The organism is Burkholderia sp. MSMB1072 (genome assembly GCF_001524725.1).
Lineage (GTDB): Bacteria > Pseudomonadota > Gammaproteobacteria > Burkholderiales > Burkholderiaceae > Burkholderia.
This window is the reverse complement of the sequence record NZ_LOYC01000005.1, coordinates 1-12,668: the sequence shown is the minus strand read 5'-3', so window position 1 is coordinate 12,668 and position 12,668 is coordinate 1. Positions and strand designations below refer to the sequence as shown.

The window sequence follows — 12,668 nt, the reverse complement described above, 5'->3', positions numbered from 1 at the left end:
GCCGGCCGGTTGAATCCGGCCGGCGCGTCGGGTTTGCCGATCGTCGACGTTGCGGCGGCGTCAGGGCAGCAGCCCGTCGTCGTGCGCCATCATCAGCGCCCGCATCGTGGACCACATGCCGTAGTAGTGCACGATGTAGCTGTCCGCACGGCGAAACAGCCAGGGCGTGTTGAGGCTGACGAGATCGGCCACGCCTTCGCGTTGCAATTGTCCGTCGCGCTCCATCGCGCGAATGAAATGCAACTGGTCGCCATCGCTCGCATAGACGCTCGAGCGGTCGTGCAGCGCGGCGATCGTCGTCATCAGGTCGCGCAGCATCGCGTCGTTGCGTTCGGTGCGGCGGAACGCCATCACGCCCGAATTGAACGCCCACTGGCCGAGGTCCTGCGCGAGCAGCCAATCGCGCCCTTCGAGCAGCGGTTCCAGCGGTTGCTGCCGGTTCGCGATCAGCACGTCGGCATCGAGCCACACGACCCATTCGTGATGTTGCAGATAGGCGTGCAGCAGCCACGGCTTGAACCAGTTGCCCGTGGCGTTCAGCCCGATCTCGGCGGGAATGTCGCGATGCACGTAGAGCGTGTAGCCGTGCGCGTCGCAGTAGCGGCGGACATTCCGTTCGGCCACGCGTGCATAGCTGCCGATGTTCGGCGTGTACAGCATCATCAACGCAATCGGACGGCCGGGGTTGTACGTGCTGCGCTCGGCGGCTTCGTCGGGCGCTACGGCGTCGTGATCGAACGCGAACATCGGCCGGCCGGCAGCGCGGCAGCGATCGACGTACGCGACGAGCGTGTCGCGAAAGCGCGGCGTCGCGCCTTTCCGTTCGGGATCGTGCGGCGTGTCGTCGATGCTGATCGCGAACGTCGGTTCGCGGCTCCACATCGGATCGAGATCGGGGCCGGACGGCATGACCGCGTACAGCCCGTCGATCGGCGTCATGTAGCGATGCGTATCGAGATCCGCGAAGAGCGCGGCTTCCGACGTCAGCCTCGGCTCGCTGCCGAGCTTGCAGCGCTGCACGAGCCGCATCGCGATCGCGCGCACGTCCGGTGTGTTGCGCCAGATCTGCACGTCGACTTGCGGCAGCGGCGATGCGAATGCGTCGACGAGCAGCATGTCGCGTCCGGCCATCAGGCGATCGAGTGCGACGGGTTCGATGATCGCCGCGTCTTCGCTGAGCAGCAGCACGAGTTCGCCGGGTTGCGCGCCGCGCAGCACGTGGAGCAGCGACTCGTAGCGATGCAGCGGCCGCAACGGCAGCGCTTGCGGCATGCCGGATGCGTCGACGATCTCGTGACGATAGCCATGCGTCTGCGCGTACCAGCGGTGGTTATCGAGGCTCGCGGGCGCGTGCTGGCTGAAATGACTGAGGACGATCATCGCGCACCCCGAACGCAGAGAAGCGCGCATACGATCCGCGCGGCGTTTTTCGGCTCGGGGCTCCATCCGGATACGCTTTCCCGCGAGCGCCGCCCCGGTTCGTCATGGATGGCCTGGAAGCCTTGCGCGGCATCGTGTTCCATTCTGTGTGCCTTGGTTTTGATCGTGGTGCGGCGAGGCAGCGTGCTGCCCGCTCGAATGTCCCGGGAAAACCGGCCGCCGGGCGGCACGAGTATCGCATAACGGTCGGACGGATGGGCCCGGCCCGGCCACGCGCTGACCATCCCTGACAGTGTGCGGCCGGCTGCCTCCGCTAAAATGCCGGGTTGCCGCCGCTTGACGCGAGCGGCGCTTCGCGCGCTACACTGCCCGATGCCATCCCCGTTCAACCTTCCATCCCGCCGACGATGACGTCTCCTGTCCTGACCGGCCTGCGCATCGGTATCACGATCGGATTGCGTGCCCCCGACGAAAGCCTGTGGATCAACGGCATCAAGCAGAACGCGCTGTTCCTCGCGAAGCTGCTGATGGCGTCGCCGCACGGCTACCGCGTGACGCTGATCAACACGACCGACGTGCCGCTCACCGACGCCCTGCCGTGGGATCGCAACGTGTACGACACGCGCGCGTTCGCGGACATGAAGGATGCGCTCGACGTGGTGATCGAGCTGGGCGGGCAGATCAACGGCGAGCAGACGGCCTATCTGAAAGCGCGCGGCGTGAAGCTGGTCAGCTATTGCTGCGGCGTCGAGTACATCAACGTGATGGAGTCGATCCTGTTCGGCCGTCGGCTGTGGGATTCGCTGTTCATCAACCGCGGCTACGACGAGGTATGGGCGATTCCGCAGATCGCGCCGTCGTCGCTGCCGTTCCTGCAGTCGCTGCGCCGCTGCCCGGGGCGCGTCGTGCCGTTCGTGTGGGATCCGATGTTCCTGACCGAACGCGCGCAGTCGCTGCCCGAGCGCGGCGAATACCGGCCGCGCAGCGAGCCCGGCAAGCGGCTCACGGTGATGGAGCCGAACCACGACGTCGTGAAGTTCTGCGTGTATCCGATGCTGATCATCGACGAAGCGTATCGCCGCGATCCCGACGCGATCTGCTTCGCGCACGTGACGAACGCCGATCGCCTCGCGCACGACAGCCCCGAGTTCGTGATGCTGATGAATTACCTGGACATCGTGCGCGCGGGCAAGGCGAGCTTCGTCGGGCGCTTCGACACGCCGCTGTTCCTGGCCGACCTGACCGATGTCGTCGTGTCGCACCAATGGTCGAACCCGCTGAACTATTTCTATTTCGACGTGTGCTGGCAGGGTTATCCGCTCGTGCACAACGCGAGCCTCGCGCCCGATCTCGGCTACTACTATCCGGACAACGACGTGCAGCAGGGCGCCGACGCGCTGCTGCGCGCGCTGCATACGCACGACGACGACTGGCAAGCGTATACGCGGCGCCAGCGCGAGATCCTCGGCCGTTACACGTCGGCGAATCCGGCGCTCGTCGCCGAGTACGACGCGCTGCTCGCGAACCTGATCGGCGCGCCGGCCGCCTAGCGCCGAGTTGCCGCGGCGCACGTTCGTTGCGCCGCCGTCCGCCGTCGGGTTTGTCCCGCCCTAATGTCTGACGAAATCGTGCCGTTAAAAAAGAAACCGCCGAACCCGATGGATTCGGCGGTTTTCGAAGGCACGAAATTGACGGCTCCGAGGGAAGTCCGTCGAAAACAAGTTTATAGGTTAACAAGTCGGAAGGATTGTTAAATATGTTTCAATCGACAATCTTCATATAATTGAAATTGGTATTATCGGTTGGGCGAGGATTGATTCCGTTTGGAATTTTAATAATGTCGTTTGAAACGTGAAAATTGAATGCTGCGATGATCGAATGGCGCGCGGCGGCACGTTTCGCGCACGTTTCGCGCAGGAGACAGCATGTTCGGACACCGATGTTTCGAGTGGCGTATCGAGCGCGGGCGGCACTTCGCGGTACCGGCATTTATCTGAACAATCGGCGATGTCCCGATTCGCCCGAGAGCAAATCCGGGAAAAGACGATCCGGATAAAACCGTTTGGATGAAAAAGATAAACGATTCGAATTTTGGGTTCTTGCAATTCTCGTTGTGTAACCTGTCGCACTGTCGGTATCGTGCACGCGTGGTGTATTTCAAATAATCGAATAGCGTAAAAATATCGAATTTGACGGCGCCGAAGCGAACAGTACGCTCCCCGGAAAAAATCGACATACAGGATGGGCCGGGTGGGCGGCGGAGCGCGTCGAGGTCGGCTCGTTCCGCCTATGTGTTGAGGTCGAGCCGCGATCGGCGGCTCGCCATTAGCCGGAGCGCCGGATGAATGCGGTCGAAGCTCGCCAGGAGGCGAATCGGAAAGCGAATCGCAACGAAATCGATCTCGTGTTCGGGGCACCCGACGATCACCCCGATCTTGCGTCGGTGCGCAGTTTCGTCGAAAGCCGGCTCGGATTCGCGCGCGAGCCCGTGTGCCGCGCCGACCTGTCGGGCGGCGTGCTGTACGAGGAATGCCTGGCGCGGCTGCGGTGGGGCGAGCGCGATGCGCTGCCGCCGCTCGCCTTTCTGCCGCGCCTCGAAGCGCTCGGGCTGATGCGCTGGTTCGACCGGCTGGTGGTCGGCCGCACGATCGATGCGCTGCGCGCCGATCCGGGCGCCGTATACGGTTGCAACGTCGCGGCGGCAAGCGCGGTCGTGGACGACGCGTGGCTGGCGATTTTCAGGCGGCTCGAGCGCGAGCCGTCGGTGGCGGCGCGGCTGGTGGTCGAGATTACGGAGACGGGGCCGCTGAACCCGGTCGCCGGCCGGTCGTTCGTGTCCCGCTTCCAGCGGGCCGGGTGCCGGATCGCGATCGACGATTTCGGCGTCGGCTTCAGTGCATTGAATAATCTGGTGGTCGGCAATCCCGACATCGTGAAGCTCGACCGCTCGATCCTGTCGCTGATCAAGCGCAACGCGATCGGCCGCTACCAGTTCCGCCGGCTGATCGCGTTTGCGCATGAAGGTGCGCGGCACGTCGTCGTCGAAGGCGTGGAAAGCGAGACCGACCGACAGATCATCGTGGATGCCGGCGTCACGTGGGCGCAGGGCATCCGGTTTTCATGGCGATCGCCGGCCGCCGCATGACCGCGGGAACGGGCAGGGCGGCGCGCGGCGTGTGCGTCGGGAGCGGGACGAATCGCAAAGGGGCGTGGGCATGGCGGGAACGAAAGCCGGAGGCGGAACGGGCACACAGGCGGCCGATGCGCGCGACCTGGTCGCGATCGCCGAACTGGTCGACATGCTGAGGCAACTCGGCGCCGAATCGACCGATGCGCCGTTCGACGTCGCATCCTGTCTGAATGGCCTGACGATCGTCGCGCGCCGTATTCAGCGGATGAGCCCGCTCGACGCGGGCGGCCGCGAGCTGGCGGCCCGGCACTATTACGCGGGCGTCATCGCCGGCGCGTGCGGCGACGAGTCGGCGATCGCGCGCGGCGTATCCGACAGCCTCGTCAGGCAATCGGGCGGAGCAGGCCGGTCGGCAACCCGTTGTTTCGCGGTGCTCGCGCGCATGGGGCGGCGGCATGGCCGCGCGTTCGCCGCGCAAAGCGGCGATCGGGTACTGGCGTAACGCAACCGACGCGTGTGAAGGAACTCAGCCGAGCGGGCGGCCGGCGAACAGGTGCTGGATCTGCGTGGAATAGGCGCGGACGTTGTGCTCGGCGAGCGTGTCGACCCGATGCAGGCAGCGGCGGGCGGCTGCCGCGTAGTCGTCGAGCCGTGCGTCGTGCGTCTGCGCGGCGGTCGCGATCGCGCGCGCGGCATCGAAGATCTCGAAGTCCGGATAGTAGTAGCCGACGTCGCGCAGGAACGGCGAGTTGTGCACGAGCGGGTAGTTGCCGTACAGCGCGTCGTACAGCAGGTAGTTGAGGCCGTTTTCCCAGTGGTGCGACACGACGATGTCGGTGTGATGCGCGGCCCATGCGACGAACGGTGCGCGCACGTCGGCAGTGGCCTTGCCGTCTCGCACCATCTCGAGCCCGAGCGCGAGATGCTTGAAGGCGACGTTTTCCTTCTTGTCGAACGTGTTGGTCATGTACACGTGCTCGACCAGCTCCGGGTGTTCGACGTAGCACGCATTCGCGGCGAGCATCGGCACGATCGCGCTCTTCACGACGTTCAGGTTCGGCTCGAAGAACGCGATGCGCTTGGCCGGGCCGTGATTGCGATAGCCGAAGCGCGCCTTCAGTTCGGGATCCGCGTCGAGGCTGCGTTCGATGAAATACGGCGACCAGATGTGCGGCAGCTCGATCACCGGCGCGCGGTACACGGCCTGGAAATACGCGGCGCACGTATGCATGTGCTGCGGATTCGTCCAGATCTCGTCGAACTGCACGCGGTTCGGGTTCGGCCGCCAGTCGTTCTTCTCGAAGTTGATCGTCTCGACCGCGATCACGTAGTCGTTGCCGAAGCGGTACGACACGCACTTGCCGCCGCGCCGGCGCACGACGTCCGTGTGCGACGGGTCGACGAACGCATTCATCTCGATCAGCAGGTCGGTCCGGTGAACGACGGCCGACAGCGGCCGCAGCGCGTCGCCGAATGCGTCCATCATCAGCGCCTGCGGATACTCGGTGATGCCGTCGTCGTGCGCGAGCCAGACCTCGCCGATCAACGGCGATTGCTTCAGCAGCATGTACAGGTACACGCAGTGCTGATTCGCGCCGTTGTACCAGATCGACTGCGTCGCGTCGCGCTGCACGTTCATCGTTATCGCGACATTGAGTTTCATCGGATCGGCTCCGTGGGGCGGGGACAGGTCACGCGTCGCGATAGAGCGCGGCGATCGCGTCCGTATAGGCCGCGACGTTCTCGGGGTTGTAGATGCTGACCGAGTCGAGCACGTGCTTCGCTTGCTCGCGGTATGCGTCGAGATTCGCGTCGTGCTCGGCAAACGCCTGCAACAGCGCGCGGCCGCCCGCCTGGCAGTCGAAGTCCGGATAGAAATACCCGGCCTTGCCGAGGAACGGCGAGTTGTGGATCAGCGGATAGTCGCCGTACAGCAGCTCGTAGTACAGGTAGTTCTGCGCGTTCTCCCACGTGTGCGACACCACCGCATCGCCGTACGCGGCCATGAACTCGTACACCGCATAGCGGCTTTCGAACGTCGTGATGCCGTGCTCGACGATGTCGAGACTCTTCGCGAAATGAATGAACGTCGTGTGATCCTTCAGGTGAATCGTGTTGCATACGCGCACGAATTCGAGGAATGCCGGATTCGCGCGGTAAGCCTCTTCCGTGATCAGCATCGGAATGATGCTGGTCTTCACCATGCAGATGTTCGGCTCGAACATCGTCACGCGCCAGCGCGGCTTGCCGGGCCGATAGCCGAACGTCAAGCCGGCGCCGAGCGTCGCGCGCGCCTTGTCGAACAGCATCGGGTGCCAGATGTGCGGGACGATCGTGACCGGCGCACGCAGGCCCGTCTGGTAGTAGTGCAGGCACGAGCGCTCGAACTCGGGAATCGTCCATACCGCGTCGTACGGCGCGCCCGAGAACAGGAAGCCCGACGGCTTGTCGAACATCGCGCGTTCGATGTCGATCACGTAGTCGTTGCCGACCCGCATCGTGACCACCTTGCCGCCGCGCTCGCGGAACGTGCGCAGGTAGTCCGCGCCGAACTGCGCGCTCATTTCGATCAGCACGTCGCAGCGCTCGAGCGCTTCGTCCATCGACAGCAGCGGCACGTCCCACTCGCCGAGCATCATCTGCGGATCGGCAACGTGTTCGCCGCCGTTCACCATCACGGCTTCGGCGACGAGCGGCGACTGGCGCAGCAACAGGATCAGCAGCAGGCAGTTCTGGAAAATGCCGTTTTCCCACAGTGACTGGCCGGCGCCGCGCACGAACAGCGACACGCCGACGACGAGACGCTTGCCCTCGCCGGGCGCTTGACGGGCATTGGAGTCCGACATGCGTATGCTCCGGTTCAGGCGACCAGACGCGAGACGAACGCGTCGAGGTTCGCGGGGTTGTCGATCGAGACCGACTGCAGCAGCCGGCCCGCCCTCGCGCGGTAGTCGTCGAGGCGTTCGTCGTGATGCAGCCACGCTTCGAGCAGCGCACGGCCGCCGGCCGCCGAGTCGAAGTCCGGGTAGTAATAGCCGGCGTCGCCGATCAGCGTCGAGTTGTGGATCAGCGGATAGCCGCCGTACAGCACGTCGTAATACAGATAGTTCTGCCCGTTCTCCCAGTGGTGCGACACGACCGCATCCGCGTGACGCGCCATGAAACCCGGCAGGTCGAGCCGCGGTTCGAACGTCGCCTTGTGCTGGCGCACGAGATCGAGGCTGTTCGCGAAATGCACGAAGGTCGGATGTTCCTTCATGTGCATCGAGTTGACGACGAACATGTGCTGCACCGCGTCAGGCCGCGCGCGATAGAACTCGTCGCACGCGAGCATCGGGTAATGGCAGGACTTGGCGACCGAGATGTTCGGCTCGAGCGTCGCGAGCTTCCACGGCCGCTGGCCGGGCCGATAGCCGAACGTCGCGCCTTCGTCGGCGAGCGTGGCCACGCGGCGCTCGAGGAAGTACGGCGACCAGATATGCGGCATCAGGTGGACGGGCGCGCGCAGGATCGTCTGCAGCATCGGCGCGGCTGTCTTGTCGTATTGCGGCAGCAGCCACACTTCGTCGAACGGTGCGCCGTTGAACACGTGCCCCGACGGCTTCCCGAAGATCGGCGTTTCGCACAGGCCCGCATACACGTGCCCGCAGAAGAACGCGGCGATCTTCTTGCCGAGCGCCTTCATGTGCCTGAGCCATTCGACCGGCAACTGCGCGCCCATTTCGATCACGACGTCGAGCTCGTGCGTGACGTCGGCGGGTTTCACGAGCGGGACGTCGAGGCCGTCGAGTTCGAGGCCGGCCGGCAGCGCGTTGGCGTCGCCGCCGTTCAGGAAATAGACGGGGCCGACGCGATCCGAACGCTTGAGCATCATCGCGAGGAACGCGATGTTCTGGTGAATGCCGTTCTCCCAGATCGCCTGGCCGTCGCGCGCAAACAGCGAGATGCCGACAGCCGGCCGTTGCTTGCGGGTGCCGCTCGCGGCGGTTTCATTGATGTCCGTCACCGGTTGTTTCCTCTGCGGCGTCGTGCGTCCGGGCATCGCGTCGAGCGTCTGGCCGGCAGCGGCGCGCCGTGGATCGTCATGGTTGGATTCGTGCCGGTGCGCCGCCGTGCGCGAATCGGGCGACGGGATTCGCGCGGCCGGCAGCCGGATTCCGGCGTGTCGCCGGCACGCCTCGCACGGCTCGCGTCGGGCAGGTTGCCCCGGCAACTGTCTGCCGGCGATTGTGGCATGGAAACCGCCGGTTTTGGCAGGGCGTGACGAACTTTGACATCGCCGCCGGCCAACGGGAACGGGCGCCGACGAAGCGGCGCCCGGTCGTCCGGCGGCCTGCCGGCGCGGTGCGGTGGGCCGTCGGATCGCGCGGCCGCATGGGTGGCCGCAGGCGGCTCAGTGCTGCAGCCGGATTTCGACGCGGCGGTTGCTGGCGCGGCCTTCCGGTGTCGCGTTCGAGGCGACCGGATCGGCCTTGCCGCGGCCCGAGACCGTCATCGAGTCGGTCTTCAGCCCGTGCGCCTTCAGATAGGCGGCGACCGATTCGGCGCGGCGCTTCGACAGCGCGAGGTTGTAGTCGTCGCTGCCCACCGAATCGGTGAAGCCGGTGACCGTCACCTGCGAGTACGTGCGATCGGCGCGCTCGCTCAACAGCCGGTCGAGCGATTCGCGCGCGGTCGGTGCGAGCGTTGCGTGATCGGTGGCGAACAGCGCGTCGCCCGACAGGTTCACGCGTTCGACCACGGCGGCGGCCGGCTCGGCGGCCGAGGCCGCTTCGGCCGGTGCGGCGCCGCACTGGAAGACCAGCGTGGCCGGATCGGATTTGTCGCGCAGCGCGCGGGCAGAGTCGACGGCGCGCACGGGCTCGTCGCCGCAGATCTTGCGGGCGGCCTTCATGCAGGTCTGGGGGCCCGACAGCAAGCCGTGGCAGTCCACCTGGAACGTGCGCACGCCGTCGCGCGGCTGCAGTTCTGAGGCGCTGAAGGTCGGGCCGGATGCGGTCGAGCACGCGGCGAGGGCCGTTGCGGAAAGCGCGAGCGCAAGAGCGAGTTTGTTCACGGTGACGTCCTTAAAGCTTGGGTTGACCGAGGCCCGCCGCGCGGCGCGCAGCGGGCTCGTCCTGTCGTCGCAGCCGCGGGCCGTCCGGCGGCGAGCCGAACGGCCGGGCGGCGCGACGCGTTACTTCCACTGATACAGCATGCCGGCGCCGATCACCTTCTGACCGCCGCTGAAACCGCCGTTGATCGACGCCTTCAGGTTCTCCGTGATGCGCGCCTGCATGTTGACCGCCATCGCCTTCTGGCCGAGGAAGGTCGACGTGCCCACGCCCATCCCGAAGTTGGCGTCGCGATCGAGCTGCGGGATCGACGCCATCGCGCCGACGGCCGCGATACCCTGCTTCGCCATCTGGTCTGTCTGCTGCAGTTGCGAACCCAACGAGTTGATCTGCGCCTGCTGGCCCGACAGTGCCGTCGACAGCGTCGTCTGCACCTGCGTCAGCTGGTTCACGTTCACCGCGTCGGTGCCTTGCGTACCCGGCGCGACGTTCGTGATCTGGCGCTGCTGCGTGTCGCTGCCGACCGACACCACGTTCGAGCGACCGCCGTCGTTCGAACCCGCGCCGATCGCCACCGAGTTCGAGCCGGCGGTGACGGTCGGGACGTCGGTGCCCTTGCCGTTCATGTCGGCCGCGATGCCGTTGTTGTTCGCCGCACGCGTCGTGTTGTTGTTGAGCGTCGTCGACAACTGGTTCAACTGGTTGTTGATGTTCGTCACGCCGGTCGACAGCGACGCCACGTTGCTGTTCGTCGTGCTCAGGCCGGTGGACAGCGAGCCGATGCCCGTCGAGGTCGACGTGGACAGCGAGTTGACGTTGCTGTTCACCGTGCTGAGGCCCGTCGACAGCGAATTGATCGCGGTCGACGTGGACGTGGACAGCGACGCCACGTTGCTGTTCGTCGTGCTCAGGCCGGTCGACAGCGAGTTGATGCCGGTCGACAGCGACGCGACGTTCGATGCGGTGGACGTCGACAGCGTGTTGATCGCGTTATTCGTCGCGTTCAGCTGGCTGCCGTTGATCGCGTCCGTGCTCGTGGCCGAGATCCGGCCCGCGGCGACGTTGGTGATCTGGCGTTCCTGGCCCTGTGCGCCGACGCTCACCACGCCGACCGGCGAGCCGCCCGCGAACGGGTACGTGACGCCGCCGATCGTGGCGCTCGAGGTGCCGACCGCCGCGGCCGTGACCGAGTTCGCGCCGAGTGCGATCGAGTTCGCGACGTTCGCTTGCGCGTTCGTGCCGAAGGCGAGCGCGTCGGCGGCCGTGGCCTTGGCGGCCGAGCCGTAGGCTTGTGCGCCCGTGGCGCTGGCCGTGGCCTGGCTGCCCAGCGCGATCGTGTTGTCCGCGGTGGCCTGGTTCGAGCTGCCGAGGGCGAGCGCGCTGGCGCCGGTTGCCGTGTTCTGGTTGCCGAGGGACACCGCGCCGTCGCCGGTCGCCGTGTTGTTTGCGCCCGTCGCGACCGCGCCGTCGCCGGACGCCGTGTTGCCGGAGCCGATCGATACCGCCTTGCCTCCCGTTGCCGATGCGTTCTGGCCGATCGCGACCGCGCCTGCCGTCTGCGCGTTCGAGCCGTCGCCGACTGCGACGCTGCTGGCGCCCGCCGCGCTGGCGTTCACGCCAGCGGCGAGGGCGTTGGTGCCCGTGGCGCCGTCGTTGGCGTAGTTGGCTTGCTGCACGCCGTTGTCGTTGACGCTGTAGTAGTGCGTCTTCGCGGCGTTGATCGCGGTCGAGGTCGACGTGGACAGCGACGACACCGAGCTGTTCGTGCTGCTCAGGCCGGTGGACAGCGAGCCGATGCCGGTCGAGGTCGACGTGGACAACGACAGGATCGTGCTGTCCGTGCTGCTCAGGCCGGTGGACAGGGAGCTGATGCCGGTCGAGGTCGAGGTCGAGAGCGACGTGATCGAGCTGTTGGCTGTGGACAGGCCCGTCGAAGTCGAGGTCGACAGCGACGTGATGGAGCTGTTAGCCGACGACAGACCCGTCGAAGTCGAAGTCGACAACGACGTGATCGAGCTATTAGCCGTGGACAGCCCCGTCGAAGTCGAGGTCGACAACGACGTGATCGAGCTGTTAGCCGTCGACAGACCGGTCGACGTCGAGGTCGAGAGCGACGTGATCGAGCTGTTAGCCGTCGACAGGCCAGTCGAAGTCGACGTGGACAACGACGTGATCGAGCTGTTAGCCGTGGACAGGCCCGTCGAAGTCGAGGTCGACAACGACGTGATCGAGCTGTTAGCCGTGGAGAGGCCCGTCGAAGTCGAGGTCGAGAGCGACGTGATCGAGCTGTTGGCCGTGGACAGGCCCGTCGAGGTCGAAGTCGAGAGCGACGTGATCGAGCTGTTGGCCGTGGAGAGACCCGTCGAGGTCGAAGTCGAGAGCGACGTGATCGAGCTGTTGGCCGTGGACAGACCGGTCGAGGTCGACGTCGACAGCGAGGTGATGGAGCTGTTAGCCGTCGACAGACCCGTCGAAGTCGAAGTCGACAGCGACGTGATCGAGCTGTTAGCCGTCGACAGGCCCGTCGAGGTCGAGGTCGACAACGACGTGATCGAGCTGTTGGCCGTGGACAGACCGGTCGAGGTCGAGGTCGACAGCGAGGTGATGGAGCTGTTAGCCGTCGACAGACCCGTCGAAGTCGAAGTCGAGAGCGACGTGATGGAGCTGTTGGCCGTGGACAGGCCCGTCGAGGTCGAGGTCGAGAGCGACGTGATCGAGCTGTTGGCCGTGGACAGGCCAGTCGAAGTCGAGGTCGAGAGCGACGTGATCGAGCTGTTGGCCGTCGACAGACCCGTCGAAGTCGAAGTCGACAGCGACGTGATCGAGCTGTTCGCCGTGGACAGGCCAGTCGAAGTCGACGTCGACAACGACGTGATCGAGCTGTTAGCCGTGGACAGGCCAGTCGAGGTCGAGGTCGAGAGCGACGTGATCGAGCTGTTCGCCGTGGACAGGCCAGTCGAAGTCGAGGTCGACAACGACGTGATGGAGCTGTTGGCCGTGGACAGGCCCGTCGAGGTCGACGTGGACAGCGACGTGATGGAGCTGTTGGCCGTGGACAGGCCCGTCGAGGTCGACGTGGACAGCGACGTGATGGAGCTGTTGGC

The 12,668-nt window shown here is 65.7% G+C and carries 9 protein-coding genes and 1 pseudogene; 4 read left to right on the top strand and 6 right to left on the bottom strand.

From position 1 onward, the window contains the following. Window positions 1-60 precede the first annotated feature (60 nt). On the bottom strand, window positions 61-1,380 hold the full coding sequence (locus WS89_RS01295) for a galactosyl transferase GMA12/MNN10 domain protein (protein ID WP_179949831.1): 1,320 nt from the start codon (window positions 1,378-1,380) through the stop codon (window positions 61-63). A 407-nt stretch (window positions 1,381-1,787) separates the two neighbouring features. Here WS89_RS01295 and WS89_RS01290 point away from each other — a divergent pair, with 407 nt between their 5' ends. The 3 genes from WS89_RS01290 (at window position 1,788) to WS89_RS01280 (ending at window position 5,012) form a co-directional block, all read left to right on the top strand. Next, window positions 1,788-2,930 (top strand): DUF2827 domain-containing protein, encoded by a 1,143-nt coding sequence (locus WS89_RS01290; protein WP_059789247.1) that lies wholly within the window; start codon window positions 1,788-1,790, stop codon window positions 2,928-2,930. A 791-nt stretch (window positions 2,931-3,721) separates the two neighbouring features. Beyond that, the gene (locus WS89_RS01285) at window positions 3,722-4,525 is read left to right on the top strand and encodes an EAL domain-containing protein (RefSeq protein ID WP_034204160.1); all 804 of its coding nucleotides are present in this window, start codon (window positions 3,722-3,724) and stop codon (window positions 4,523-4,525) included. 70 nt (window positions 4,526-4,595) lie between these two features. Then, window positions 4,596-5,012: a hypothetical protein gene (locus tag WS89_RS01280; RefSeq protein ID WP_059789246.1), complete on the top strand. Its 417-nt coding sequence runs from the start codon at window positions 4,596-4,598 to the stop codon at window positions 5,010-5,012. Window positions 5,013-5,036: 24 nt separating this feature from the next. On the opposite strand, the gene WS89_RS01275 is transcribed toward WS89_RS01280, so the two are convergent. From WS89_RS01275 to WS89_RS33540, 5 genes and pseudogenes are all read right to left on the bottom strand, one after another. Continuing rightward, entirely contained in the window at window positions 5,037-6,173 is a 1,137-nt protein-coding gene (locus WS89_RS01275; protein WP_059789245.1) for a DUF2827 family protein, read from the bottom strand. Between the two features lie 28 nt (window positions 6,174-6,201). Next, window positions 6,202-7,356 (bottom strand): DUF2827 domain-containing protein, encoded by a 1,155-nt coding sequence (locus tag WS89_RS01270; protein WP_059789244.1) that lies wholly within the window; start codon window positions 7,354-7,356, stop codon window positions 6,202-6,204. A 14-nt stretch (window positions 7,357-7,370) separates the two neighbouring features. Continuing rightward, window positions 7,371-8,516 (bottom strand): DUF2827 domain-containing protein, encoded by a 1,146-nt coding sequence (locus tag WS89_RS01265; RefSeq protein WP_059789283.1) that lies wholly within the window; start codon window positions 8,514-8,516, stop codon window positions 7,371-7,373. 387 nt (window positions 8,517-8,903) lie between these two features. After that, window positions 8,904-9,566 carry an OmpA family protein gene (locus tag WS89_RS01260; RefSeq protein WP_012493551.1) on the bottom strand — a complete coding sequence of 221 codons (663 nt, stop codon included), beginning with the start codon at window positions 9,564-9,566 and terminating at the stop codon, window positions 8,904-8,906. Window positions 9,567-9,686: 120 nt separating this feature from the next. After that, window positions 9,687-12,242, bottom strand: a pseudogene (locus WS89_RS33540) (YadA family autotransporter adhesin); the annotation flags it as partial. A gap of 157 nt (window positions 12,243-12,399) precedes the next feature. Here WS89_RS33540 and WS89_RS34970 point away from each other — a divergent pair. Further along, on the top strand, window positions 12,400-12,668 hold a 269-nt coding region (locus tag WS89_RS34970), incomplete at its 3' end, for a hypothetical protein (RefSeq protein WP_441294211.1).

What these genes read in the sequence shown, in the direction of transcription:
- WS89_RS01295 (WP_179949831.1), bottom strand. Translation starts at nt 1,380, where the DNA reads ATGATCGTCCTCAGTCATTTCAGCCAGCACGCGCCCGCGAGCCTCGAT.
- WS89_RS01290 (WP_059789247.1), top strand. Translation starts at nt 1,788, where the DNA reads ATGACGTCTCCTGTCCTGACCGGCCTGCGCATCGGTATCACGATCGGA.
- WS89_RS01285 (WP_034204160.1), top strand. Translation starts at nt 3,722, where the DNA reads ATGAATGCGGTCGAAGCTCGCCAGGAGGCGAATCGGAAAGCGAATCGC.
- WS89_RS01280 (WP_059789246.1), top strand. Translation starts at nt 4,596, where the DNA reads ATGGCGGGAACGAAAGCCGGAGGCGGAACGGGCACACAGGCGGCCGAT.
- WS89_RS01275 (WP_059789245.1), bottom strand. Translation starts at nt 6,173, where the DNA reads ATGAAACTCAATGTCGCGATAACGATGAACGTGCAGCGCGACGCGACG.
- WS89_RS01270 (WP_059789244.1), bottom strand. Translation starts at nt 7,356, where the DNA reads ATGTCGGACTCCAATGCCCGTCAAGCGCCCGGCGAGGGCAAGCGTCTC.